Below are 24786 nucleotides of genomic sequence, written 5' to 3'. Positions count from 1 at the left end.
TGGAATAAATATCAAGAAATTGTGGAGTGGTATGCATAATTTAGCGTGGAAGAGGCCCGAGTAATGAAAATTCTCCTTTCGCTATGAGTATAATTAATTGACGAAAAATTATAACAATAATAGAATAAATTGTATTGATGATTAGTTTCACAAGCATACATAGAACACTAGGGGGATTATTATGAAATCAACATTTTTTGCTCAAAATAGAGAAAGACTAACGAAAACATTACCTGATGAATCCGTTACGATTTTATTTGCGGGACAAGCACCGCATATGTCAGCTGATGCACATTATAAATTTGTACCGAATCGTAATTTTTACTACTTAACGGGAATCGATGAACCAAATGTTATTTTTATGCTGAAAAAGTTTGGGAATAGTGTAGAAGAGACACTTTTCATTGAAAAATCAGATCCAGTAATGGAAAAATGGGTTGGGAAGACAGTTTCTAGCGAAGAAGCAGAGGGAATTTCAGGTATAAAGAAAGTTTTATATTTAGATAGCTTTGAAAAAGCAGTATCAAATATACTCTTTACAGAAAATGCGAAGCATCTATATTTAGATATAGAACGTCGCGAGTGGAATGGTACGGAGACAAAAACATTAGCATTTGCTAAACATGTAAGAGAAAAATATCCACACGTAACAATTGGTAATGTATATCCGAACATTTGTGAATTACGAGTTTTTAAAACCGAGGAAGAAATTGAAATTATTAAAGAAGCGATTGCTATAACGAAAGACGGTATTTACAACGTACTTAAGCATGCAAAAGCAGACATGATGGAGTATGAATTAGAAGCTCAATTTGATTTTACACTGAAATCATCTGGCATTAAGCATCATGCGTTCAATACAATTTTGGCAAGTGGTAAAAATGCTACAGTTCTTCATTATGAAGATAATGATGCACAAATTCAAAATGGTGATTTAGTATTGCTAGATTTAGGTGCTCAAAAAGACTACTATAACGCTGATATTAGTTATACATTCCCGGCAAATGGAATATTCTCTAGTCGTCAAAAACAAATTTATAATATTGTATTAAAAGCATTAAAAGAAACAACAGAGATTATTAAGCCGGGATTAAAGTTCGCTGCATTAAATGAGCATACAAAAAAGGTACTGGCAGAAGAGTGTAAAGCAATTGGTTTAATTCAAGAAGATGAAGAGTTATCAAAATACTATTATCATGGTGTCAGCCATTTCCTTGGTTTAGATACACATGATGTAGGAACATATAAAGATAGAATGTTAGAAGAAGGTATGGTTATAACAATTGAACCTGGTCTTTATATTGAAGAAGAATCAATTGGAATTCGTATTGAAGATGACATTCTTGTAACGAAAGACGGGTATGAAAACTTGTCAAAAGATATCATTAGAGAAGTTGAAGAAATTGAAGAATTTATGAGTGTAAATAATGAACATGTAAAAGGAAACCAAGCTGTAGTTAAATAATAAAAGAGTCATCACTAATTTATTTGAACTTTATCTCGAATCGTGGACAATTAAAAAATCCATGATTCGGGATAGGGTTCTTTTCTTCGAAATACTAATCTTTAATTATTAATCCTAATAAAGTAGCAAACTGAACAGCTTGATATGTTGATACTTTACATCCTCTTAAATCGTTCACTGAAACTGTAAGTGTATCAAAGGTAGAAGAACTAATATCTATCCCCTTCAGTGATGTCTGATCAAAATTAGCTTCATCAAGACTACATAATTGGAATTCAACTTTTTTAAGTTTACAGTCAAAAAAATCTGCATTATTTAATGAAGTTTCATTAAATATAATTTTTTCTAGTTTAGAATTTCCAAATGCCGCTAAATTCAAAATTGAATTCTCAAATTTAACATTTCCTAAGCTAGATTCTGCAAAATTAACCCCGATTAATTTACTGTTTTTAAATTCGACTCTATGAACAGAAGAATTGCTTAAATTAACATTTGATAAATCGCAGTTTTCAAAACAAACATCTGTAATATCAATATTGCTAAAGTCTGTATTAGTGAATTTACAATTCTTTATCACTGCATCATACAATCGCACTCTATCTACAGATTCATTTTCGAAAGTGGAGTCTATAATTTCACACACTTCTAATGTTGGATCTTCTTCATAAAAAATATCTTGAAAATTCTTTGAAGATAACTCTGGTGAAATTTTTGGTCTATCAATTTTCATCGTATATCAATCCTCTTCTATTTGATATATTTGTGTAATTTGAGTCCATTGTCTGTAAAGAACATTAGTTCTTATTATACAAAAATCTAAGTTCTTTTGTGAAGAGCATTTTAGCTACATTTTTCTTATTTAATAATAGCAGTGTTATTGTTTCTTAAGAAATAACGTCAAAACAAATACGAGAACGGCTAATATAGTCGCTACAAGGAAAGCATTTTGTATTTCTAAAATATTCGCCTCTTGTAATGTCTCCGCTTTTAGTAATCTTCCAATTAGCTTACGTAAGATCTAATTACATCTCCTTATTTTCTTGAAAATCAACTTCTATAATGATTTTGAAAAAGAAAAAGGGGTGATTTTCCATGAAGCGATTTGTATTAGCAGCCATTACAGTCTCTGTAATATTTTTAATTGCTGCCTGTTCTGTGACGACAAATACAACAAATGATCATAAAAATATGAATGATAAAAAAACACTACAGACTGAAACAGCTACAACACCATTGAAGGTTGAAAAAGGACCAGAAGTTACTTTAATAGCGAAAGAAGAAAAGCAAAAATTAAGTAACGGTGTTATTGTTCCAGTCTGGACATTTAATGGCTCATCTCCTGGTTCAGAAATTCGGGTGAAAAAAGGTGAAAAGGTGAAAGTGACATTAAAAAATGAATTATCTGCACCAGTATCTATTCATTCGCATGGATATCCTGTCCCAAATAACATGGATGGAATTCCAGGCGTGACACAAGATGCAGTTGAACCAGGAAAAAGTTTCACTTACGAATTTGAAGCGAACGTACCAGGAACGTACTGGTATCACTCGCATCAAGATTCTGTAAATCAATTAGATAGAGGTTTGTATGGAGCGCTCATTGTAGAAGATACAAAGGAAAAATATGATAAAGATTACACATTAATGTTGGATGAATGGGTTACAGATAAAGAAGAAATTAATAAGCAGTTAAAAGAAATGACAAAAGGGCAAATAGGTAATAAATCTAAAGGTAATGAAAATCGGGAAAAGAATGATGATAAGAACGGCATGGATCATTCTGATATGAACATGGGCAGTGATAAAAAAGACTCTAGTAAAATGGAAGGAATGGACCATGGAAATATGAAGATGGAAGGTCATGATATGAGTATGTACGATTTATTCACAATCAATGGAAAAAGCGGTGATTTAGTAGCGCCATTAAAAGTGAATAAGGGAGATAACGTTCGTCTTAGACTCGTCAATGCTGGTTATCTATCACATGATATACATGTTCATGGCCATGATATAAAAGTAATTGCGACAGATGGTCAACCAATAAACGATCCAAAAGTTATAAAGGATAAAGTAATTTCAATCGCACCGGGTGAACGTTATGATATTGAATTTACTGCTAATAATCCTGGGAAATGGTATGTTGAAGACCATTCAAAAAATAAAGGTGCAAAAGGAATGAAAGCTGTTATTGAGTATGATGGCAGCAAAGAGATGAAAGATAAAGCAGACGAAAAAGAAAAATTACCGAAAGTAGATATAATGAAATATGGTACTAAAAAATTAGGTAGTTTCACATTAAATCAAGAGTATACTGCCACATATAATATGGACTTAAATACGCAAATGAATGGAAATGAAATGGTATATACAATTAACGGAAAGGTATTTCCGGATATTGACCCAATTCAAGTGAAAAAGGGTGATTTAGTAAAAGTGAAGTTGGTAAATCGTTCTAAAATGGATGATCACCCAATGCATTTACACGGACACTTTTTCCAGGTGTTGAGTAAAGATGGAAAACCGATAGAAGGTTCTCCAATTGTAAAAGATACATTGAACTTAAAACCGGGTGAAGAATATGAAGTAGCCTTTGTAGCAGACAATCCGGGTAAGTGGATGTTCCATTGTCACGATTTACACCATGCTTCAGCAGGGATGGTAACGGAAGTGAACTATACAGATTATAAATCTGACTATGTTCCAAACCAAAACATTCCTAATAAGCCAGAATAATAGGAAGCAGTTATCCTTTGGATAGCTGCTTATTCATTTTTGTTGCAAGTACTAATGTATGTGTTGATCATGCCCGGATGAAGGTGAGGGAGTATGATCTGGGAATGTCGCGAATACGGCAACGATAATTACTACACTAATTGAAAGTAATAACAAAAAACGCTGTTGGATAAAAGTAGAAAAGTTCTCCGATAATAATTGAATCACACAGGACATAGTAATCGTTATAGTAAGTAAAAGGCTAATGAACAATATATTATGAGCTTGTTGAGCGTTTAACATTTCTGTAATCATTGCTCCCATCATACTTGCCATTAATCCAGAGAACATTCCTTCTAAAGCAGTATATAGGTGAAAACGTAGACCGATTAAGAAACCGATAAAACCACTAATTAAAATAGCAAGCAAAGTAGAATATAGTAATTCCCCCTTAAAGAGAATGCCTAAGTAAAAACCAATACTTAAACCGATACTCATACTAAAAGACATAATAAATACCATATACTCCATTAGGGTACCCTTACGTTTAGAAATATAGGATGTAATAAGAATCGAGGTACAGCAAAGTGTTAAGGTAGTTAACGTATAAGCAAACATTATGATACCTCCTTGTCCTATCGTTCATTTCATCATATGTTTATATGGAGGGTACTTATGCTTATTAATATCTGCATATTATCTGCACAATTTCATAGATGTAAGCAAAGGAACGCTTGATTTTTTAGGGCGTCTTTTTTAATTATAAGCATGTGAAAGAAATTGTTATATTATGAGTTTCTATTGTGAAGCCATAAAGAATAAGCGTATAATATTATAGGTCTCCCATTTGCGAGACAAACCGCGAATGATAAATAAGATTGTTGTTTTATCATCGCTTCTAAACATATAGACAATGAAAGTAACACTGGAATACAGATAGGGAGTTATAAAATGAAATTAATTATTGCCGAGAAACCAGATCAAGGGTTGGCTCTTGTTTCACAGTTTAAATATCGCCGGAAAGATGGATATTTAGAGGTAGAAGCGAATGAGTTATTTCCAAATGGAGCGTACTGTACATGGGCAATTGGTCATTTGACGCAGTTATGTAATCCAGAGCATTATCACGCAGAGTGGAAAAAATGGTCACTTAATACATTACCGATGATTCCAGAACGTTTTCAATTTGAAGTAACAAAGTCAAAGTATAAGCAATTTAACGTTGTGAAACAGCTGTTACATAATCCACAGGTAACAGAAATCATTCACGCAGGAGATGCTGGGCGTGAAGGGGAACTGATCGTACGAAATATTATTAATCTTTGTAACGTGCAAAAGCCGATGAAACGTCTATGGATTTCATCTTTAACGAAGCAAGCTATTTACCAAGGATTTAAAAATCTACTTGATGAATCAGATACAATTAATACGTATTACGAAGCATACACAAGATCTTGCGCTGACTGGGTTGTTGGTATGAATGCATCACGTGTCTTTAGTATTTTGTTAAAGAAAAAAGGAATGAATGATGTATTTTCTGCTGGTCGTGTCCAAACACCAACGTTAGCATTGATTGTAAAGCGAGAGAAAGAAATTGAAAACTTTAAGTCAGAGCCTTTCTGGGAAGTGTTTGCAACCTTTAATATAGAAGGAAAGAAATATGACGGAAAATGGGAAAAGGATAATGAATCCCGCTTAAAAGATCCTGATATGGCGAATAAAATTGCGGCATTTTGCCAAGGGAAACCGGCTGTTGTGAAGGAAATGAAAACGGAGCGTAAAGAGTTTCAGCCGCCGCTTTTATTTAACTTATCATCACTGCAAGCAACGGCAAATAAAGCCTTTAAGTTTTCACCGAAAAAGACGCTTGATATAACGCAAGCACTATATCAAAAAGGGATTGTTTCTTATCCACGTTCAGATTCTAACTATGTTACACAAGGAGAAGCAGCGACGTTCCCTGATATTTTACAGAAGTTAAGTCAGTTTGATGAATATAAAGGCTTATTACCGGCTCCGGTTGAATCCATTATGAATAACAAGCGTTATGTAAATGAAAAGAAAGTAACAGATCACTACGCAATTATTCCGACAGAGCAAGTTACAAACCCAAGCAGACTATCAGGTGATGAAAAGAAAATATACGATATGATCGTAAGAAGGCTTATTGCAGCTCATTATGAAGTTGCAATCTTTGACTATACAACGATTGTAACGCTTGTAGATGAACGTGCTGAATTCATTTCAAAAGGAAAACAGCAAATTCAAGAAGGTTGGCGTAAAGTTATTTTCCAAGACGATAAAGATGACGAAACCATTCTTCCAATTGTAGCTGAAGGCGAAGAAGGAAAAGTTGTAAAGGTGAAAGTGAAAGAAGGAAAAACACAGCCACCGAAGCGCTATACAGAAGGACAACTTATTACGTTAATGAAAACAGCTGGTAAGTATTTAGAGAATGAAGAGCTGGAGAAAGTATTAAAGAAAACAGAAGGTTTAGGTACGGAAGCGACTCGCGCAGGTATTATTACGATGCTGAAAGACCGTAAGTATATAGATGTAAAGAAAAACCAAGTGTATGCGACTGATAAAGGAAAAGTATTAATTACCGCAATTGGTGATAAAATACTAGCTTCACCGGAAATGACTGCGAAATGGGAACAACGTCTTGCGGAAATTGGTGAAGGTACAGCTTCACCAGCTACATTTATGGAACAGACGAAAAAGCTATCAGCTAAAATTATTGAAGACGCAGTGGAAATGTCTGAGAAGTGGGATTTCACGGGACTACATGTTGAATCGATTGAACGGAAAGGATCGAAATTTACAACGGGTAAAAAGGTTGGTAGCTGTAAAAAATGTGATGGTGATGTAATTGATAAGTCAACGTTTTACGGTTGTTCTAACTATAATACAACGCAATGTGATTTCACCATTTCAAAGAAGATATTAAGTAAAACAATTTCGCAAAAGAATATGACAAAGCTCTTAAAAGGTGAAAAGACTGATTTAATTAAAGGCTTTAAAAAGGGCGAGAAAACGTTTGATGCGAAATTAGAGTGGAAAGATAATAAGATTAATTTTGTATTTGAGAATTAATTTGTTAAAAGAGCATGACATAAAACTGTCATGCTCTTTTGTTATTCTTTTATTTAAAATTTAACGATAAAAAAAATCCTTTAAATAATAATTTTTTATTGTAAAACGATAAATTTTGTATTAAAATCAAAATCATAATAAATGAGTGAGGTGCTTTTGTTAAAAGGTAACAACCTTATTTTTAAAATTAGAGGAGGTATAACTATGAACATTAACAATTTGATTGTTAAAAATATGGATAACCCCCATGAGTTGGAGAAGATGTATAGAAAAGATCCGAAAGCTTTTAAAAAAGCATTCTCACAAGCATGGGACCAAAACCCTGATTCTCAGGTTCTAGGTGCTTGGTATGAAAGGTTGCATTTCAAGGAGAAAGTAAATAAAGAAAAAACATCTTTGTTTCAAAAAGGTTTCTTATTCATGGGCCTTTTAGCTATTCTGGCCGGCATAAGCACCAGGGTCATTTTCCACTTTGTCGAACAGGAAGCAATTGCTCCAATTAACTTGGCTTTTGGTGTAATTCCCTTTATTGCTGCTTATTTTGTTTACAATAATACTCCCAAAAAAAGTATTATTTATTCCCTTGCAGCGTTGTTCCTAATTTCCGGGATGTATCTTAATACGTTGCCATTAAATTATAAAGACAGTACCATTCTTGCTTATTTACATCTTCCTATATTTTTATGGGTCTTAGTAGGGCTTGCGTTTACAGGAAATGAATATTCAAAAGGCAGTACAAGATTAGCCTATATAAAATTTAATTTAGAATATTGTCTTCTCTACGCTAGCATGGCAGTGAGCGGAATGATACTAGCAGTATTCACCATGCGTTTATTTAGCTTTGTTGACTTAGATATAGGAGAATTCTATTTTAGTAATGTTGTTTTATTTGGAGCAGCGGCTCTCGCTATTGTGGCTGCATACTTAGTATCAATGAATCTTAAGCTTGCTAAAAATATTACACCATACATATCTAAAATTTTTAGTCCTCTCGTCCTGATCACGTTGCTTATCTATCTTATAACGGTAATTTGGGTCGGGAAAAATCCGTTCTTGGATCGCAATTTCCTAATGGCCTTCAACGGAATCCTCCTGGGTGTATTGGCTGTTACTATATTTTCTATCGTTGAAAGTGACTCGGACGAGAAAAAGAATATTTCAGATTATATAAATTTTCCCTTAATTGTTCTGGCGCTTATTATTGACACTGTCGCATTGTCAGCCATAGTATTTAGACTTTCTTCTTACGGGATTACACCTAATAGACTTGCTGTTTTAGGAGTAAACATAGTGATTTGGGCAAATCTCATTTGGATTATGTTTGCCTATATGCGTTTCTTGCAAAATAAATCAGGACCAAAAGCTATCCAAGATGCCGTTACGAAGTATTTGCCAATATACGGACTTTGGGCAGCTTTCGTTATATTTACGTTTCCTATCATTTTTAATTAGAAAGGATCTGTTAATGTAACGAAAAGTTAATTCTCTATAACATATAAAATTTTTAGAGCCGATCATTTTATAATTGGTATTATTAAGTTTGTAGTTTCGGTAATTTCATTTGTATTGATAAATAAGAAATAAGTGTTGTATGTAATCTTTCCATAATAAAAAACGTCCCAAAATGGGACGTTTTTTATTATGCGTATTGCCGTTTTTTCTTAATAAGCAACAAAACTTGTGAAACAAAAGCTAGTACCGGTAACTCAATCAACGGTCCAATAACGAGTGCAAGTGCGATAAGAGGCTCGTCTGGAAAAGCTGTTACAGCGATAGCGAGTGCAACAGGTGAGTTTCTTGCTAACGTTGTTAAGCTTAGACTTACTGTATCTTTGTAAGATAAATGCATGATGCGCCCGATAAATTGTCCTAGTAAGAAATTAATGATGAAGAACAATAGAACAGGAACGAGTAATAATAAAACGACATTCATATTTTGAAGTAAATATTTACCTTGTGATGCAAACATCGCTACTATTGCTAAACTTAAAAATACAATTTGAGCAGAGCTGAAAAACGGAATGAGTTTATTCTCGAGAGTTTCAGCTTTTTTCATTTTATTCATAATGAATTTTGTAGCGTGTGCAAGTATAAATGGTAAGACGATTACGATAACAATACTTTCTACTAAAACAGAAACCGCTACAGTTTTCATGACACCAGCAAATAAAAATAAATAAATTGGAAGGAGTAGTACTTGCAAAATTAAATTTACAGGTAAAATTGCAGTAGAAAGTGCTACATTTCCTTTCGCTATTTCAGTAAAGATTAAGTACCAATCTGTGCATGGAGTAACCATTAACATTATAAATCCAACCCAAAGTGCTGGATGATCTGAAAGAAATAGTGCTCCTAATCCCCAAGCGAGTAAAGGTGTCCATAAGAAGTTAATAGTAAGACTTGTTCCAGCAAATTTTAAATTACGAAATCCGTTTTTTATTTCTTTTAATGGGATGCTGAGGAATAATCCATATAGCATGAAAAATAAGAAGGGGACAATAAACTGGTCTGAATACGTATGTATCATATTAAATTGTCCGAGTACGATGCCGCATGTAACAGCAAAAAGAATAATAAAAGTTTGAATCTTTTCTATAGTGCTCATGAATAAATCCTTTCTATATATGAATTTTCCTCTCTAAGTTTATTATACAAGTAATAAAGATGTATTTGGTGTTCAATTGTATTTTAGTTAATATTTTTAAATTGAGATTTTATTTTTTATTAAAAGTTACTTGACTAAAGTAAGTGACTATATTACAATCACTTACATAAGGTAATTAAATAACAAAAAGTTTTGATAGCTTAACTTAAGGTATCTATTGGAACTTTTTCTTAGAATAAGAATTTTTATGATGATGAATAATGAATATGAAAAGAAAGATTAGGTGAAGAAAATGGGACTATTTAGCTCATTATTTGGTAAAAAAGAAGAAAATACGAATGTAGAGGGGAATAAAAAAATGTCAAAAGTATTATTTGTAAAAGCAAACGATCGTCCAGCGGAGCAAGCAGTTAGTTCAAAAATGTATGAAACATTTGTAAGTACTTATAAAGAAGCAAATCCAAATACAGAAATTACGGAATTAGATTTATTTGCATTAGATCTTCCTTATTACGGAAATATCGCGATTTCAGGTGGATATAAACGTAGCCAAGGCATGGAGTTAACAGCTGAAGAAGAGAAGGCAGTTGCTACAGTAGATCAATATTTAAATCAGTTTTTAGAAGCTGATAAGGTTGTATTTGCATTCCCATTATGGAACTTTACAGTACCAGCACCATTAATCACATATATTTCATACTTATCTCAAGCTGGAAAAACGTTTAAATATACAGCAAATGGCCCAGAAGGTTTAGTTGGTGGTAAAAAAGTAGTTGTGTTAGGTGCTCGTGGTTCAGATTACTCTTCAGAGCAAATGGCTCCTATGGAAATGGCAGTTAATTACGTAACAACTGTACTTGGATTCTGGGGAATTACAAATCCAGAGACAGTTGTAATTGAAGGGCACAATCAATATCCAGATCGTTCACAACAAATTGTTGAAGAAGGTCTAGAAAACGTTAAAAAAGTAGCAGCGAAATTTTAATTTATGATAGTAAATCGAAAAACCAACATGGATGACCGTGTTGGTTTTTCAGTCTATTTTTCATGTTAAAAAATGTATATTTATAAAATAAAAGAAAAGTTCGAAAATAGTATTGCAAAATATTATATAGCAAACTATAATGAGTTCAAGAATAGTTGATACTTAAATTAAATATTCAGAAAATTCAATTAGTTAAAATTGGAAAATGAGATAAGGAAATTTGAATGGGGGTTATATTATGGCGAATAAAGTACCGTTTTCGTTCATAGTAGTTATTGGATTAATGTTATTTGCACTATTTTTTGGAGCAGGAAATTTAATTTTCCCAGCGATGCTTGGTCAATCAGCAGGAGAGAATGTATGGATTGCTAACGCTGGATTTTTAGTAACTGGTGTTGGATTACCATTACTAGGTGTACTAGCATTTGGTTTTTCAGGTAAAGATGATTTACAGTCATTAGCAAGTCGCGCTCACCCAGTGTTCGGGATTGTGTTTACAACAGTTTTATACTTAGCAATCGGTCCGTTATTTGCAATACCTAGAACAGGAAATGTTTCTTATGAAATTGGTCTTAAGCCGTTTATGCCAGAAGGAGTAGGTTCTACACCTTTAATTCTTTTCACAATTATATTCTTTAGTATCACTTGTTTTTTTTCGCTAAATCCCGCGAAAATTGTCGATATTGTTGGAAAAATCTTAACGCCAATTAAGTTGACTTTCATCGGTATTTTAGTAATCGTTGCTTTTATACATCCGATTGGAGATATGCAAGCACCAGTGGAAGCTTATACATCACATGCATTCTTTAAAGGATTCCAAGAAGGATACTTAACGATGGATACGCTTGCATCATTCGTATTCGGGATTATCATTATCAATGCTATTAAAGAAAAAGGTGCGAAAACGAAAACACAAATTATGGTCGTTTGTGCAAAAGCGACAATAATTGCAGCATCTATTTTAGCAATTATCTATACAGCTCTTTCTTATATGGGTGCTTCAAGTGTTGCAAAGCTTGGACATTTAGAAAACGGCGGAGAAGTATTAGCGAAAGTTTCTAACTACTATTTCGGATCATATGGCGGAGTATTATTAGGATTAATGATTACAGTAGCTTGTTTAACAACTAGTGTGGGACTTGTATCAGCATGTTCTTCATTCTTCCATAAGTTATTCCCAAATGTTCCTTACAAAGCAATTGCAATCACACTATGTGTATTTAGTGCAATTGTTGCAAACGTAGGATTAACACAGTTAATCGCAGTTTCTGTTCCAGTATTAACAGCAATTTATCCACTAGCAATCGTATTGATTTTCTTAACATTCTTCCATTCATTATTCAAAGGAAGAGCTGAAGTTTATCAAGTGAGCTTAATCGTAACATTTATCATCAGCTTATTCGATGGATTAAGTGCAGCTGGAGTTAACATTGAAGTAGTAAGCCAAGTGTTCACTAAATTCCTTCCGATGCAGGAAGTAGGATTAGGCTGGATCTTCCCAGCGATTATCGGTGGATTTATCGGATATGGCATTAGCGTTGTAAAAGCAAAAAATCAAGTTCAACCAGCAACTAGAGCGGATAAGAAAATAGGTTAAATAAAAAAGTTATAGAACTTGTTTCTATAACTTTTTTTGTTACTATTAATAATGAGAAAAAATAAAGTAGTAGGGGAAATAAAATGAAAAAAACAATTGATCATATCGGAATCGCAGTTCGTGATATAGATAGTACCATACGTTTTTATGAACAGGTTCTATCAGGAGAATTAATAGATCGTTACGTAAGTGAGGCACCAGGTGTAGAAAGCGAAGTAGCCATTCTTGAAGTGGATGGAGATAGAATTGAATTACTTGCGCCGACAAATAACACCACTTCACCAATTGCCCGATTTATAAAACAAAAAGGTAAAGGTGTACATCATGTTGCGTATCGAGTAGATGATTTAGATGTAGCTTTAGAGGAATTGAAAGAACAAGGAATTCGAACGTTAGAGCATACACTGCGCATTAATAAGCACGGTAGAAGGTTAATTTATCTTAACCCAGCGGATACAGAAGGAACGATTATTGAGTATTGTGATTATCCGGAAGAGAAATAGAAGAAGGGTATTTTTAAAAAGGTGTTACGTAATAACGTAACACCTTTTTATTTATGTATTTCACATTTTCTTCACAAATGATTCACGATAACTTTTCTTCTTCAAGAACTTACATTAATATATTTTATGATATAATAACAATCTACTTTAAAATTGTAAGTTGTATCTATCGTGATAGTTACTATCATATTAGAAGTTTAAAGGTGGAAGAGAAATAAAGAGTTATAATTTCTATAAGTTTATATTTAATCAGGTTAATATTTCGCCGGAGAATCAAACTTCGGAAGTTAAAGTAATGAAAATAGAGCGATGAGGAAGAAAGAAGTGAAATGAGCGTGAAAGTAATGAGAAGATTAGGGACATGGTTATTACTTGCGTGTGTGCTTATCATATTGATACCGAAAAGTGCATCTGCTCATGCGTACGTTGTGAAATCAAACCCTACTGAAAATGAAACATTGAAGAAAGCACCATCTGTTGTAAAAATCGAATTCGATGAGGACATACAAGTTTCAAGTTTTAATACATTGTACGTGAGAGATACATCAGGTAAAAGAGTCGATTTAAAAGATGCTCATATTGATAAAAAAAATAAAAAGCTATTAGAAGCTGGATTAAAAGACAATCTCAAAAATGGTCTTTACTCCATTCAGTGGAAAGTGATTTCAGCTGATGGACATCCAATTCAAGGAGTTATCCCGTTCCGGATTGGATTAGCGGAAGCGGAAACAGACGATATACAAGTGGAAGAGATGGGTTACGTCCCGCAAATCGATATGATTATGGAACGTGGGATTCTATATACGAGTTTCTCGCTATTTTTAGGAATTCTCTTCTTTAATCTTATTATGTATAAAGGGAATGCAACCTCGGTTCGATCAAGGAGTAAGAACATAATATGGATCTCCTTATTTGGGATATTTATTAGCTTGTTATTCAACCTACCATTGCAAGCGAAAATAAATGCCGATGTTTCGTGGCTAGAAGCATTCAACCCTTTACTATTAAAAGAAACATTACAGCTTTCTGTTTTTGGTTATATATGGATCACTCAAATGGTTCTCATTAGTACGCTTATAATTGTTACGTATTTTGCGGTGAAGCATGAGAAGTTTTCGTCGTTTAAAGTATGGAGTATTCCAATACTATTATTTATAGGGTTACTTGTTATGAAAGCATTTAATAGTCACGCATATGGTTTAAAGTTTAAAGACATTGCTGTCGTTATGGATTTTCTACATTTATTCGCAGCTTCATTATGGGTTGGTGGTTTATCATCTATTATTCTTCTTTTACTTAAAGAGGATAACAAGTGGCATATGTATTGGGATATGATTAAGCGTTTTTCACCGTGGGCAACAGGTGCTGTCATCGTGATTTTAATAACAGGTCTTTTTAACAGTACATTTTTTATTCCAACAATCCACTCGTTATTTGATACGAAGTATGGATTGGCTTTATTAACAAAGATACTTTTATTCATTTTCATGGGGATATTGGGAATTATTCATTATGTGAAAGGGAGAATGCGAGCACAGCAAGGATTAGGAGCTACGGTGAAAGTAGAGTTTGTCATTGGAAGTATCATTTTCGTAATCGTAGCTTTTATGACAAACGTACAAACACCACCGATGCCTCCTACTGGACCTTTTACAGAGAGTAAGCAATTAGATAATGGATATGAACTTACGCTAAATGTAAGTCCGAATAAGGTAGGACAAAATAAATTCCATATTACACTAAAGGATGAAAAGGGACAGCCTATTACTGATATGGAACAAATGATATTGACGACTCAATCATTAGATATGAACATGGGAAACGGTTCATTTAAAGTTTCAGTAGTTTCACCGGGAGAATATGAAGCAGAAGGTATGTATATTAACATGACAGGAAACTGGAATATACATGTTCATGGATTAACAAAATCTCTTGATAGTTTCGATACAGATTTTAAATTTATTGTCGGTGGCAGATAAAAAGAAGCTATGTATGAAAAGGAGCTAATAGAAAATGAAACGTATAAAAAAATTAGGAACAACAATGATCGCAACAATTATTGCAATGGGAATTTTTTCGTTACCTGTTAGTGCGCACGTCACTGTAAAACCAGCAACTTCTGATATTGGTTCTTGGGAGACTTATACGATAAAAGTACCAGTTGAAAAAAATGAAGCAACGACGAAAGTTACACTGAAAATACCGTCTGGAGTAGAGTTCCAACAGTATGAACCAGTCCCAGGATGGAAAGTTGAGGAGCAAAAAGATACAGCCGGAAAAGTTAAAACTGTAGTATGGGAAGCAACAGGAGAAGGGATTTTAACCGGCCAGTTCCAGCGATTTACTTTCGTCGCTAAAAATCCGGATAAAGAGCAAAAAATAGCTTGGGACGCATATCAACAATATAAAGACGGAGAAATTGTTGAATGGACAGGTGATGAAAAAGCTGAAAAACCGCATTCACTTACTACAATTGCAAAAGGTACGTCATTAACAGGAGAACATGGTGAAGTGTCTAGTATTGAAAAAAATGAGAGTACAAGTAATATGACAACGATAGCAATTGTCTTATCTATTTTAGCGATTGTATCGTCGGTAAGTGCGTGTGTTCTTGTAGTACGTCGTAAAAAGTAAGACGTAAGAAAGAGCCTACAAACAGTAGGCTCTTTCTTACGTTTATTTCATTTCAACTTGCTGCCTTACAGCAAGTGTTTTCGGTTTCATATTTACAAAACAAATACTCACAACAATAAATAATAGTCCGATGAATAAGCTAATGGTAATAGCCTCATGTAAGAAAATTGAACTTACAATAATAGCTATTAGTGGAATGAGGAATGTATAAGCCCCAACTTTACTTGCTTCACCAGCTCCAACAAGTGTGAAGTATGCAAGCCACCCCATTGCAATAATAAAGAATGAAATAAAGAGAAGTACGCTAACAAATGGCATACTCCAAGCGATACTAGACCAGCTTTCAAACTCTGAACCAAATCCAATTAAGCAAAGGCCACCAATAATAAGCTGAAGTGTCACCATCCAAATGGCATTAACGCGGTGACCAGTCTTCTTAATGAATACTGTGCCAAGTGCCCAGCCAATAGCGCATCCTAACGCGAGAAGGATTCCAATAACAGAAATATGTCCTGTTAAACTGCTTGAGCTAATAACGCCTACACCAATAAATCCGAGAACAAGCCCGAAAATTTTCAAGCCGTACATTGATTCTTCAAGCCATATCCACGAGAAAATACCGAGTAAAACTGGTTGTAGAAATACAATGGCGGAAAATAACCCAGCAGGCATATATTGAAGGCCGACAGTTTGTAATCCGTAAAATATAATGATGTTAAGTAAAGAAGAAATAACGTATAAATGCCACGTTTCTTTTAAATGTAACTCTTTGTATTTCGGTAATGCGAACAGGAGTAAAATGAATCCTCCAATTAAAGTTCGAACGCCTGCAAATAAAACAGGTGGTGTATAATGCAGGGCAAACTTTGATAAAGGCCAATTGATTCCCCACATGAAAACGAGAAAGGTAAGGATTATGGCCGTCTTAGTTCGAGAAAGCTGTGTCACTGAAAGACCTCCTTGTTGTTATTCATTTCACTATGATATGATATCGACTGTAATAAATAAAATGAATCTTTTTTATGAGGAGTATAAGTGATTAGTTATGACCATTACACAACTGCAAGTATTAATAAAAACTGTTGAGTTAGGTAGTTTTACGAAAGCTGCCAGGGTATTAAATATGACGCAGCCAGCTGTTAGTCATGCGATTTCAAGTATTGAGTCAGAGTTAGGAGTTACTATTCTTATACGTGATAAACGAAAAGGCCTCCTCGTTACGGATGTAGGAAACAGGATTCTTGTACATATTAGAGAGATTTTGAACGGTGTAGAGAAGATTGAACAAGAAGTTGCGATGGAGAAAGGACACGAAGTTGGGACGATTCGAATTGGTAGTTTTCCGAGTGCTTCTGCACATTTCTTACCCAAAATGATAAACCTTTTTAAGGAGAAGTATCCGAACTTAGAAGTAGTTCTTTGTGAAGGAACGATTAAAGAAGTTGAAGATTGGTTAGTATCGAGGGTTATTGATATAGGAATTGTTATTTTGCCTAATAAAGATATGGAGATTGTTCCATTAACGAAGGGGAAAATGGTTGCTATCTTAAGAGAGGATCATTCTCTCTGTAAGAAGGACTCTATTACAATTAGTGATTTAGAGAATGAACCAATCATATTATGTAAGGGCGGATACGAACCACCTATTATTGATATGTTTAAACAAGCAAATGTACCACTTCGGGCTGAGTATGTAATTTCGACAGTTACTACAGCTTTAAATATGATTCAAGAAGGATTAGGCATTGCAATATTAGCTGAATTATCTTTAACGAATTTACCAAAAAATGTGCAAACGAGAGAATTGGAACCACAAGTATGGAGAGAAATTGCTTTAGCTGTTCCTTCATTAAAGGATTCTTCAATCGCTGTGCAGCTATTTATTGAAGAATTTCAATCGCTATTTGCAGAATAAAAAGAGGTGTCTCATATGTCATAATGGGACACTTTTTAATTTACTTATAAAAAATCTATGAAAAGGATTGACTTATTTTTTAGTTGTAACTATAATGATTACATCGAGGTGGTGATTACGATGAAAATTAGTAGCCGCTTTTCCATAGCTGTTCATATTTTATCTATTTTGAAAAACAATCCATCTTCACTTTGTACTTCAGACTATATGGCTGAGAGTGTCAATACAAATCCAGTAGTCATTCGTAAAATTATGTCGTACTTGAAACAAGCTGGCTTTGTTTACGTAAATCGTGGACCGGGTGGCGCGGGATTACTAAAGGATTTACATGAAATCACATTGTTAGATGTGTATCATGCAGTGAACGTAGTCGAAGAAGACAAGCTATTTCATATTCACGAGCAACCGAATCCAGATTGTCCAATTGGGGCGAATATTCAAGCGGTGTTAGAAATTATTTTAATTCAAGCACAATCCGCGATGGAAGAAGTTTTGAGAAATATTACGATGGGGCAGTTGTTTGAAACTTTGCAAGAAAAAATGAATGCTTAAATAATATTTATATTTTTTTATCATTAATGTAACTGATTTGATTACAACGATAAGGTAAGGTGTAAAAGTTATGACTGTAAAAATGAAAGTATACTCAGATTTTATATGTCCGTTTTGTTTTTTAGCAAAAGGTCCATTAGATGAGGTAGCGAAAGAGAAAGATGTAGAGATTGAATGGATGCCATTTGAATTACGTCCAAGTCCATATTCAAAAATAGATCCATGGAATGAACCAGAAAAATTAGGTTCATGGGATGCTTTCATTCTTCCGACAGCGAAGAAGTTAGGAATTGATATGCGCTTGCCACGTGTTTCACCACATCCATATACACATTTAGCTTTCGAAGGATGTCAATTTGCGAAAGAACGTGGACTAGGTAATGAGTATCATCACCGCGTATTCACAGCATTTTTCCAAGAAGAGCAAAACATTGAAGATATTGATGTGTTAACAAAATTAGCGGTAGAAGTAGGACTTCCTGAGGCGGAATTTAAAGATGCTTTAGTAACTCGTAAATATAAAGAAAAGCATCAAGAAGCAATTCAACACGCATATGATGAAGCGAATATTATGGCTGTTCCAACTGTCATGATTGGAGATGAAGTCATTCAAGGGCTTGCTAGTAAAGAAACACTAGAAAGGGTCATTGATAAAGAAATTGAAAAGGATAAAACAAATTCATTTGAAGGTATGCAATGTAATACCGATGGATATTGCTAATTCGCTTGTTATGAAATAACAAAATAAATTATAAAACAAACATTTGGAGGAATTAAAATGTCAGCAACTACAACAAACTTAAAAGAAGCAATCGTGAACCGCCGTTCAATTCGTAAAGTAACAAAAAACGATGCAATTACGAAAGAAAGAATTGAAGAAGTGTTAAAAACAGCTTTACACGCACCAACATCTTTCAATATGCAAAGTGGTCGTATGGTTGTATTAATGGATGGAGAGCATGAAAAGTTTTGGGATATCGTTAAAGAAACACTAAGAGCCCGTGTACCAGCAGAAAACTTTGAATTGACTGTAGAAAGACTAAAAGGTTTTCATGCAGGTGTAGGAACAGTTCTATTCTTTGAAGATCAAGCAACTGTAGAAAAAATGCAAGAAAATGCACCATTATATAAAGATCAGTTCCCATTCTGGTCTCATCAAGGAAATGCGATGTTACAACATACTGTGTGGATGCTATTATCTGCTGAAGGAATTGGGGCGTCATTACAACATTACAACCCAATCGTAGATGCTGAAGTGAAAGAAACTTGGAACATTCCGGCAGAGTGGAGCTTAGTAGGTCAAATGCCATTTGGTGAACCAAACGAACAACCAGCAGAAAGAACGTTCTTGCCTACTGAAGATGTAGTGAAATTTTATTAAGAAATACAATATGTAACGATAAGGAAGCTGTGTTTAAAAACAGCTTCCTTTTTTGTAGTGGTGTTAATTTATGCGCATTTAGGGAAGAAATATAAGAAATAATACGGTGAGAAGGGAATTAGAAAAATGAATGATGAGAAAAAATATACAGTGGTAGGTACTGATGTTGAGGAAGTAAAGCGTTTAAATAAAAATTCAGGATTAACGTATAATCAAGTGAAAGAAATGTTAGCAAAGCAAATGCAAAAAAAGAAGTAATTAGATTGAAATCTTTCATTTTTTTATTTAGCATTTTGATTGGAGAGAGTTAAGTAAAAGGTAACTCTCTTTTTTGTATAGCTAAGCATCTTATAGAGTGGAGGAAGAAACATGAAGAAATGGGTAAAGGTAACGCTGTCTATCACTGGAGGCATTGTCTTATTAGCGTGTGCCGGCGGATATTACGTGTATAAAAATTATTTTCCAAAGGAACCTGAGCGTATTGTATATGATAAAGAAAGAGTGCTACAACCGATACATAATCAGCTTAAAGGAATCAATATAGAAAATGTAAAGATAAAAGAAAAAGAAGTCGTAAATGCGACTGTAGATGAGCTTCAAAAAATGATTGATGATGGAAAGTTGTCATATGAAGAATTAACGAGCATTTATCTCTTTAGAATACAAGAACATGATCAAAATGGAATAACATTAAATTCTATTACAGAGATAAATCCTAATGCGATGGAAGAAGCAAGAAAGTTAGATCAAGAGCGGGGTAGAAACAAAAATTCGAATTTATATGGTATTCCTGTCGTTGTAAAAGATAATGTACAGACGGAAAAAGTGATGCCGACTAGTGCAGGAACTTATGTATTAAAAGATTGGATTGCAGATCAAGACGCAACAATTGTGAAGCAGTTGAAAGAAGAAGGAGCATTTGTTTTAGGAAAAGCGAATATGTCTGAGTGGGCGAACTATTTATCTTTTACAATGCCAATGCCATGTATAATTAGGGGATAAAAATAAAAACGAGAAGACATGTGCCTCCTCGTTTTCCAATGTTGTAATGGGAAACTTTACCGTTGAATATGGAAAAGTTTTCTACTACAATCGATTCATAACAACTCTTTTTTCTCATTTAGAAATTGTGTGTAGAAAAGGAGTTGTTTACAGAATTGTTCTCGTTGAGATTCATTCAGGCCTGCGAAAACCGTTTGAATCTCCTCGAGAATGATTTTTAATCGTTCTTCAGATTCTGGGATGTTTCGTCCCAAAAGCGCATCAATAGATACATTGAAGAAGGATGCGATTCGATCTAACGAATCTAAGTCGGGTTCATTAAAGTGGTTTTCTAAGTTACTAATCTGACTCCGACTTAATTGGATCTTATTACCAAGCTCTGCTTGTGTTAGCGTGTGACTGTTTCTAAATTTTTTTAAATTTTCTCCAAAAGTGTTCATGCCTTTAGTATAAATAAAGGCATGTTTTTTAACTATAGTTGACAGATAGTTTGTATTTAAAATGATTAATGACAGTATTTATACCAAAAAACAGAAAAATAACTAGAACATTAGTTCTGTTGGTGGTAAAATATTCTTGTGGGAATTCTGAAAGATTTAGAAAAAACTTTCTCAATATGGTTTGAGAAAAGAGTGAAACGAATGTTCTAAATTTTATGATAAGATAAAAATAATAAAATAAAAGAGCAAAAAGACCCACGGCGTTACAGTAGTGTCGCCGCACTACTGTAACGTTTTACCCTAGTGTACGTAGGGAAAACTTTCCATGAGTCAACTTCAAGTATATCATACTTCTTAGCCCATGTTAGCATGGTGGTACGTTTTCCTATTGAGAAAAACAGAGGGGGTGTCTTAAGTTCAAGGGAGGGACCGTCGTGCAGAATTGTACAAACTTAAGTAACATTGTGGTAGAAAAAGATATAACGCCTACTAAACTCTCTAAAATCACAAGTTTATCACAATCAAATTTGTGGAAAACAATGAATGGTCAGGTGCCTATGAATTTTTCGAAACTGATGAAAATTTTGGTGAGTACGGAAAACGAGAATGAAAAAATAAAAACAGTTCAAGAGTTTTTGGAATCTACGAAAAAAGAATCGGACATTAGGACAGCCATGTACTACGTGTATTTAGCGGGCTATACAGATATATTAAAAGAATTGCTCGAAAGAAAGTGTAAACATACGGTAACAAAGAACTATAAAGATATTTTAAAAGTTGGTTTGGAACGTCAATCTGGAAATCTACGCTCAAAAGAATTTTTTAAGAGCCTAGACAATCTTCGAGCAAAAGTGAATTTAAATAAGGTTAATGTAAATGTTTTAGTAAACTTATTAAGTGTCTATGGGTATTTTGACATGGGGGCTTACAACGTATTTACTACGATGCATGATATGATTAAAGATAAAATATGTGAAATGCCGCAAGGATTAGAAAAAACGTTAATTGATGCCGAATTAAAAGCAATATGTGCATATGCGTATTTAATGCAGGATGAAGTAGAAACTGCAAGATGTTTGCTGTTTGAGGTACTGGGGGTACAAGAAGCCCCACGTTTGTTAAAAGCTACAGCATATAGTGTGTTAGGGGAAAGCTACGTTTTCGAAGATGCGGAGAAATATATTAAATATTTTGAAAAGTCACTACAGGAATTGGATAAAATAACAAACAGTAAGTCGCTATTGAAGCGGAAATTAGTTGAAAATACATTTTCGTTTTGTTGTATAATTCATAATTTTCCTGTAAAATTGGAATATATTCATGATAAAGCTGAGCAAGCGCTACGGAAAATTTCTTTAAATGAGTATGAGGAAGCGGCTAAAATGTTGTACAAAATTGAGAATCGTACAGCTTTTCAGGATCTATACTTAGCTATTGCTATAGAAAATCCTGAGCTACGTCAGAAAGCGTATCATCGATTTTTGAAAGAAGGTAATTTATTTTACATAAAAATTTTTGATATTTTAAAATAAGGGGATAGTTAAAATGAAAAAATTTCTAGCTGGTTTAGTTATTGTTTGTGCTCTTGCGCTGACGTTATCACCGGTATCAAGTGAACTTAGCAAGGCAAAAGTTAAAGAACCTGTACAAATGAGGATGGATCCGGGGACGATCGGCTAACTGTTAAAAGAGAAATGCCACTACACTTTCGAGTGTAGTGGCATTTCGTACGTTATAGAGGTTATTCATTTTCTTTATTTTAACATTTTTGAATAATTAATTGGATGAAGGGGGAAACAATAGTGAAAAAAGAGACTGCAAAACAAGAAACAAAACGTTTAATTGGGGAATTATTCAGTGCTGAAAATGTAAGTTGTGATATGAATTATCTGATGGAGGAACTTTATAATCAAGAACAGATTACACAGGAACAGTACAATCAAATTACAACTATATTGCAACAAAAAAAGGAATAGCATCTGGCTAATCCTTTTTTACTTATTGCTGCTTTCTTTGTAGGAGTTGTCTTAATAAAATATTAGCGATTTCAGCTTGCTCATCAGTAATTTCTACCCCATCAGAATGAAGTCTGCCTTGATCTAAAAAGTCTTTTACATTAAAATTAAGACTATTTGGATTGTCTGTTCTCCCTAAGATAAAGTCTGCAGTAGTATCGAACACATCTGCTAACTGTACAAGAACCTCAGCGTTTGGTTTTCTTTTATTTGTCTCATATCCACTATACGTAGAATCGTTTTTACCGATACGATCTGCGACTTCCTGCATCGTCCATCCACGTCTATTTCTTAAGAATTTTAATTGAGTTCCTATATTCATACTTTTTACCCCCGTTAAATTCTTTTTTATATTTTTTCTTAATTTTATTTTTATAAATTTCGTAAAATATATAAAACGTTTTTTGTTTTATGTGTTTTGATACTTATAAGATACCACTTTATTGCACAATTACACAATGGTAAATACGTGCATATTGCAAGTAAAAGAGGATGGAGGTTTATAAAAAAGTTGAAATACCACTTTACTTACTTGCAAAACGCCAGTATAATAAAAAACATCAAAAGTTGTCTGGAGGTGGACATGTGAAAAGGACTTGGCTAGCAGATTTACGTGGTAAAAAACGTATGTCACAGGTGGCTCTAGCAGATAAGGTTGGTGTGACTCCTGGACATATTGCAGATTTAGAGACTGGTAGACGCGACCCAGGAGGAAAACTAGCCTTTCAAATCGCGATAGTACTTGGGTTCCCTATGGAACATTTTTATTTACCTATATACTTGCAAAACGCCAGTAAAAAAGAGGTTAGACAATCATTTGAGATGGGGTTTCCTTCCAAAGAAAAATTTTTAGAACACTATCCTCAATACGTAGATAAAACTGTAGGGGGCTGAGAAGTGTGGTGAAAAAGTTAAACTTACGTCTTGGTAACGAGTACTACGGTACAGAGAAAAAGGAAGTTCTATTTCAAGAAGTATACGAAAAATATTTAGGTGTTAAAGTAACGGTCACAAGAAAGAAAAAAACAGAAGTAAAGGCAAGTTAAAAAATTGAAAGACCAACTATGAAAAGTCAAGGGGACATTTTCAAAAAATATTGCTAGAGGATTTTGAAAATAAATCCACTGGATTCGATAGGAAGTGGCTAAACGTCTTCATAAAGTATTCATACAACGCTATATCATTTAACTATTGGTTCATCTAAAAAAGGGCACACCAAATAAACCTAAGGGTTTTCAAAAAAATGAAAGAATCAAGTTTCTACTGGTGAATGTGGAGGAACTTCATACGGTTTATTGCTTTTAAGAATGGCGTAGATAATGTAACACAGCTTTCTAGCTACGGCTCCTATACAAACATAGTAGTGCTTTCCTTGCTTTCGTTTCTTTTCATAAAAGGCTTTTAATACAGGGTCATGTTTATGAGCTGTAATAGCCGCCTGGAATAAGGCTCTACGCAAATGAGAAGAACCACGCTTGGATATAGACGTACCTGAGGATTCAAATTGCCCAGATTGGGACACAGAGGCATCGATGCCTGCGTAAGCGACAAGTTTAGATGGTTTGTCAAAGCGGTGTATATCCCCAATTTCACTTAGTATAGTGGCACCTAAAATCGGTCCAACGCCAGGTATTGTCATGATAGGAGTATCTAAATCAATTAAAAGTTGTGACATTTCTTCTTCACACTCTTTGATTTGATCTTCGATAAAACGAATTTGCTCCATCAACATTTTTAGTTGAAAGGAAAAAGCGTTTTTACAGAAGGTAACACCAAACGAATTAGAGGCTAATTCCATTAGTTTGTTGGCTGTTTTCTTCCCAAGTCGGTTACGACTGGTTTGCTCAATTATTTGTGTTAAATCATCAATAGATATCTGTTCAT

At 34.0% G+C, this 24786-nt stretch carries 25 protein-coding genes and 2 pseudogenes; 20 read left to right on the top strand and 7 right to left on the bottom strand.

Annotation, left to right across the window (positions count from 1 at the left end):
- Positions 1 to 181 precede the first annotated feature (181 nt).
- Positions 182 to 1465, top strand: a complete 1284-nt coding sequence (locus CQ064_RS00135) for an aminopeptidase P family protein (RefSeq protein WP_000842977.1) — start codon at positions 182 to 184, stop codon at positions 1463 to 1465.
- Positions 1466 to 1559: 94 nt separating this feature from the next.
- Here the strand turns inward: CQ064_RS00135 and CQ064_RS00130 are convergent, their stop codons facing one another.
- The gene (locus CQ064_RS00130) at positions 1560 to 2195 is read right to left on the bottom strand and encodes a pentapeptide repeat-containing protein (RefSeq protein ID WP_000687268.1); all 636 of its coding nucleotides are present in this window, start codon (positions 2193 to 2195) and stop codon (positions 1560 to 1562) included.
- 362 nt (positions 2196 to 2557) lie between these two features.
- Here CQ064_RS00130 and CQ064_RS00125 point away from each other — a divergent pair, with 362 nt between their 5' ends.
- Positions 2558 to 4198 (top strand): multicopper oxidase family protein, encoded by a 1641-nt coding sequence (locus CQ064_RS00125; RefSeq protein WP_000819875.1) that lies wholly within the window; start codon positions 2558 to 2560, stop codon positions 4196 to 4198.
- Positions 4199 to 4249: 51 nt separating this feature from the next.
- On the opposite strand, the gene CQ064_RS00120 is transcribed toward CQ064_RS00125, so the two are convergent.
- Positions 4250 to 4795 (bottom strand): hypothetical protein, encoded by a 546-nt coding sequence (locus CQ064_RS00120; protein WP_000458538.1) that lies wholly within the window; start codon positions 4793 to 4795, stop codon positions 4250 to 4252.
- Between the two features lie 333 nt (positions 4796 to 5128).
- Between CQ064_RS00120 and topB the strand changes: the two genes are divergently transcribed.
- Together topB and CQ064_RS00105 are read left to right on the top strand one after the other, a co-directional pair.
- The gene (topB, locus tag CQ064_RS00110; protein WP_000766771.1) at positions 5129 to 7273 is read left to right on the top strand and encodes a DNA topoisomerase III; all 2145 of its coding nucleotides are present in this window, start codon (positions 5129 to 5131) and stop codon (positions 7271 to 7273) included.
- A 204-nt stretch (positions 7274 to 7477) separates the two neighbouring features.
- Entirely contained in the window at positions 7478 to 8725 is a 1248-nt protein-coding gene (locus CQ064_RS00105; RefSeq protein ID WP_001024723.1) for a DUF4153 domain-containing protein, read from the top strand.
- 187 nt (positions 8726 to 8912) lie between these two features.
- On the opposite strand, the gene CQ064_RS00100 is transcribed toward CQ064_RS00105, so the two are convergent.
- The gene (locus tag CQ064_RS00100) at positions 8913 to 9878 is read right to left on the bottom strand and encodes an arsenic resistance protein (protein ID WP_000103823.1); all 966 of its coding nucleotides are present in this window, start codon (positions 9876 to 9878) and stop codon (positions 8913 to 8915) included.
- Positions 9879 to 10170: 292 nt separating this feature from the next.
- Here CQ064_RS00100 and CQ064_RS00095 point away from each other — a divergent pair, with 292 nt between their 5' ends.
- The 5 genes from CQ064_RS00095 to CQ064_RS00070 all read left to right on the top strand — a co-directional run bounded on the left by CQ064_RS00095 (position 10171) and on the right by CQ064_RS00070 (position 15597).
- Complete coding sequence (locus CQ064_RS00095) at positions 10171 to 10863, top strand: FMN-dependent NADH-azoreductase (RefSeq protein ID WP_000522528.1); 693 nt, start codon at positions 10171 to 10173, stop codon at positions 10861 to 10863.
- 238 nt (positions 10864 to 11101) lie between these two features.
- The gene (gene brnQ / locus CQ064_RS00090) at positions 11102 to 12460 is read left to right on the top strand and encodes a branched-chain amino acid transport system II carrier protein (RefSeq protein ID WP_001284785.1); all 1359 of its coding nucleotides are present in this window, start codon (positions 11102 to 11104) and stop codon (positions 12458 to 12460) included.
- Positions 12461 to 12543: 83 nt separating this feature from the next.
- A complete protein-coding gene (locus CQ064_RS00085; RefSeq protein ID WP_000750855.1) occupies positions 12544 to 12963 on the top strand; it encodes a VOC family protein in 420 nt (139 codons plus the stop codon).
- Between the two features lie 329 nt (positions 12964 to 13292).
- Complete coding sequence (locus tag CQ064_RS00075) at positions 13293 to 14942, top strand: copper resistance CopC/CopD family protein (RefSeq protein ID WP_000114326.1); 1650 nt, start codon at positions 13293 to 13295, stop codon at positions 14940 to 14942.
- Between the two features lie 34 nt (positions 14943 to 14976).
- Positions 14977 to 15597, top strand: a complete 621-nt coding sequence (locus CQ064_RS00070; protein WP_000821382.1) for a YcnI family copper-binding membrane protein — start codon at positions 14977 to 14979, stop codon at positions 15595 to 15597.
- Between the two features lie 42 nt (positions 15598 to 15639).
- On the opposite strand, the gene CQ064_RS00065 is transcribed toward CQ064_RS00070, so the two are convergent.
- Positions 15640 to 16545 carry a DMT family transporter gene (locus CQ064_RS00065; protein ID WP_000192813.1) on the bottom strand — a complete coding sequence of 302 codons (906 nt, stop codon included), beginning with the start codon at positions 16543 to 16545 and terminating at the stop codon, positions 15640 to 15642.
- Between the two features lie 97 nt (positions 16546 to 16642).
- On the opposite strand from CQ064_RS00065, the gene CQ064_RS00060 reads away from it, so the two are divergent.
- The 6 genes and pseudogenes from CQ064_RS00060 to CQ064_RS00035 all read left to right on the top strand — a co-directional run.
- Positions 16643 to 17512: a LysR family transcriptional regulator gene (locus tag CQ064_RS00060; protein WP_000156774.1), complete on the top strand. Its 870-nt coding sequence runs from the start codon at positions 16643 to 16645 to the stop codon at positions 17510 to 17512.
- A gap of 120 nt (positions 17513 to 17632) precedes the next feature.
- The gene (locus CQ064_RS00055) at positions 17633 to 18064 is read left to right on the top strand and encodes an Rrf2 family transcriptional regulator (RefSeq protein WP_000704073.1); all 432 of its coding nucleotides are present in this window, start codon (positions 17633 to 17635) and stop codon (positions 18062 to 18064) included.
- A gap of 70 nt (positions 18065 to 18134) precedes the next feature.
- The gene (locus CQ064_RS00050) at positions 18135 to 18785 is read left to right on the top strand and encodes a DsbA family oxidoreductase (protein ID WP_000216673.1); all 651 of its coding nucleotides are present in this window, start codon (positions 18135 to 18137) and stop codon (positions 18783 to 18785) included.
- Positions 18786 to 18842: 57 nt separating this feature from the next.
- Positions 18843 to 19445: a nitroreductase family protein gene (locus CQ064_RS00045; protein WP_001277032.1), complete on the top strand. Its 603-nt coding sequence runs from the start codon at positions 18843 to 18845 to the stop codon at positions 19443 to 19445.
- A gap of 126 nt (positions 19446 to 19571) precedes the next feature.
- Complete coding sequence (locus CQ064_RS33965) at positions 19572 to 19703, top strand: hypothetical protein (protein ID WP_000997344.1); 132 nt, start codon at positions 19572 to 19574, stop codon at positions 19701 to 19703.
- Positions 19704 to 19814: 111 nt separating this feature from the next.
- Positions 19815 to 20423 (top strand): annotated as a pseudogene (locus CQ064_RS00035) (amidase family protein); the annotation flags it as partial.
- Between the two features lie 119 nt (positions 20424 to 20542).
- On the opposite strand, the gene CQ064_RS00030 reads toward CQ064_RS00035, so the two are convergent.
- A complete protein-coding gene (locus CQ064_RS00030) occupies positions 20543 to 20887 on the bottom strand; it encodes a helix-turn-helix domain-containing protein (RefSeq protein WP_001091282.1) in 345 nt (114 codons plus the stop codon).
- A gap of 434 nt (positions 20888 to 21321) precedes the next feature.
- On the opposite strand from CQ064_RS00030, the gene CQ064_RS00025 reads away from it, so the two are divergent.
- The 3 genes from CQ064_RS00025 to CQ064_RS33265 all read left to right on the top strand — a co-directional run bounded on the left by CQ064_RS00025 (position 21322) and on the right by CQ064_RS33265 (position 22863).
- A complete protein-coding gene (locus CQ064_RS00025; RefSeq protein ID WP_001178606.1) occupies positions 21322 to 22419 on the top strand; it encodes an AimR family lysis-lysogeny pheromone receptor in 1098 nt (365 codons plus the stop codon).
- Between the two features lie 13 nt (positions 22420 to 22432).
- The gene (locus tag CQ064_RS33960) at positions 22433 to 22567 is read left to right on the top strand and encodes a hypothetical protein (protein ID WP_000713858.1); all 135 of its coding nucleotides are present in this window, start codon (positions 22433 to 22435) and stop codon (positions 22565 to 22567) included.
- A 122-nt stretch (positions 22568 to 22689) separates the two neighbouring features.
- Entirely contained in the window at positions 22690 to 22863 is a 174-nt protein-coding gene (locus tag CQ064_RS33265; protein WP_000712294.1) for a hypothetical protein, read from the top strand.
- Between the two features lie 22 nt (positions 22864 to 22885).
- On the opposite strand, the gene CQ064_RS00015 is transcribed toward CQ064_RS33265, so the two are convergent.
- Positions 22886 to 23224, bottom strand: coding sequence for a helix-turn-helix domain-containing protein (locus tag CQ064_RS00015; protein ID WP_001020747.1), 339 nt, complete (start codon positions 23222 to 23224; stop codon positions 22886 to 22888).
- Between the two features lie 263 nt (positions 23225 to 23487).
- Here CQ064_RS00015 and CQ064_RS00010 point away from each other — a divergent pair, with 263 nt between their 5' ends.
- Both CQ064_RS00010 and CQ064_RS33260 read left to right on the top strand, forming a co-directional pair.
- Positions 23488 to 23796: a helix-turn-helix transcriptional regulator gene (locus CQ064_RS00010; protein ID WP_015055110.1), complete on the top strand. Its 309-nt coding sequence runs from the start codon at positions 23488 to 23490 to the stop codon at positions 23794 to 23796.
- 5 nt (positions 23797 to 23801) lie between these two features.
- Positions 23802 to 23948 carry a hypothetical protein gene (locus CQ064_RS33260; RefSeq protein ID WP_000239434.1) on the top strand — a complete coding sequence of 49 codons (147 nt, stop codon included), beginning with the start codon at positions 23802 to 23804 and terminating at the stop codon, positions 23946 to 23948.
- 206 nt (positions 23949 to 24154) lie between these two features.
- Here CQ064_RS33260 and CQ064_RS00005 read toward each other — a convergent pair.
- Positions 24155 to 24786, bottom strand: a pseudogene (locus CQ064_RS00005) (IS110-like element ISBth13 family transposase); the annotation flags it as partial.

The organism is Bacillus sp. MYb78, from assembly GCF_002975115.1.
Classification (GTDB): domain Bacteria; phylum Bacillota; class Bacilli; order Bacillales; family Bacillaceae_G; genus Bacillus_A; species Bacillus_A cereus.
Note: the sequence above shows the minus strand (reverse complement) of the source record. Positions and strands in the feature narration are given on the sequence as shown.

Coding starts and splice junctions, on each gene's coding strand:
- CQ064_RS00135 (WP_000842977.1), top strand. CDS start 182: ATGAAATCAACATTTTTTGCTCAAAATAGAGAAAGACTAACGAAAACA.
- CQ064_RS00130 (WP_000687268.1), bottom strand. CDS start 2,195: ATGAAAATTGATAGACCAAAAATTTCACCAGAGTTATCTTCAAAGAAT.
- CQ064_RS00125 (WP_000819875.1), top strand. CDS start 2,558: ATGAAGCGATTTGTATTAGCAGCCATTACAGTCTCTGTAATATTTTTA.
- CQ064_RS00120 (WP_000458538.1), bottom strand. CDS start 4,795: ATGTTTGCTTATACGTTAACTACCTTAACACTTTGCTGTACCTCGATT.
- topB (WP_000766771.1), top strand. CDS start 5,129: ATGAAATTAATTATTGCCGAGAAACCAGATCAAGGGTTGGCTCTTGTT.
- CQ064_RS00105 (WP_001024723.1), top strand. CDS start 7,478: ATGAACATTAACAATTTGATTGTTAAAAATATGGATAACCCCCATGAG.
- CQ064_RS00100 (WP_000103823.1), bottom strand. CDS start 9,878: ATGAGCACTATAGAAAAGATTCAAACTTTTATTATTCTTTTTGCTGTT.
- CQ064_RS00095 (WP_000522528.1), top strand. CDS start 10,171: ATGGGACTATTTAGCTCATTATTTGGTAAAAAAGAAGAAAATACGAAT.
- brnQ (WP_001284785.1), top strand. CDS start 11,102: ATGGCGAATAAAGTACCGTTTTCGTTCATAGTAGTTATTGGATTAATG.
- CQ064_RS00085 (WP_000750855.1), top strand. CDS start 12,544: ATGAAAAAAACAATTGATCATATCGGAATCGCAGTTCGTGATATAGAT.
- CQ064_RS00075 (WP_000114326.1), top strand. CDS start 13,293: ATGAGCGTGAAAGTAATGAGAAGATTAGGGACATGGTTATTACTTGCG.
- CQ064_RS00070 (WP_000821382.1), top strand. CDS start 14,977: ATGAAACGTATAAAAAAATTAGGAACAACAATGATCGCAACAATTATT.
- CQ064_RS00060 (WP_000156774.1), top strand. CDS start 16,643: ATGACCATTACACAACTGCAAGTATTAATAAAAACTGTTGAGTTAGGT.
- CQ064_RS00055 (WP_000704073.1), top strand. CDS start 17,633: ATGAAAATTAGTAGCCGCTTTTCCATAGCTGTTCATATTTTATCTATT.
- CQ064_RS00050 (WP_000216673.1), top strand. CDS start 18,135: ATGACTGTAAAAATGAAAGTATACTCAGATTTTATATGTCCGTTTTGT.
- CQ064_RS00045 (WP_001277032.1), top strand. CDS start 18,843: ATGTCAGCAACTACAACAAACTTAAAAGAAGCAATCGTGAACCGCCGT.
- CQ064_RS33965 (WP_000997344.1), top strand. CDS start 19,572: ATGAATGATGAGAAAAAATATACAGTGGTAGGTACTGATGTTGAGGAA.
- CQ064_RS00030 (WP_001091282.1), bottom strand. CDS start 20,887: ATGAACACTTTTGGAGAAAATTTAAAAAAATTTAGAAACAGTCACACG.
- CQ064_RS33960 (WP_000713858.1), top strand. CDS start 22,433: ATGAAAAAATTTCTAGCTGGTTTAGTTATTGTTTGTGCTCTTGCGCTG.
- CQ064_RS00015 (WP_001020747.1), bottom strand. CDS start 23,224: ATGAATATAGGAACTCAATTAAAATTCTTAAGAAATAGACGTGGATGG.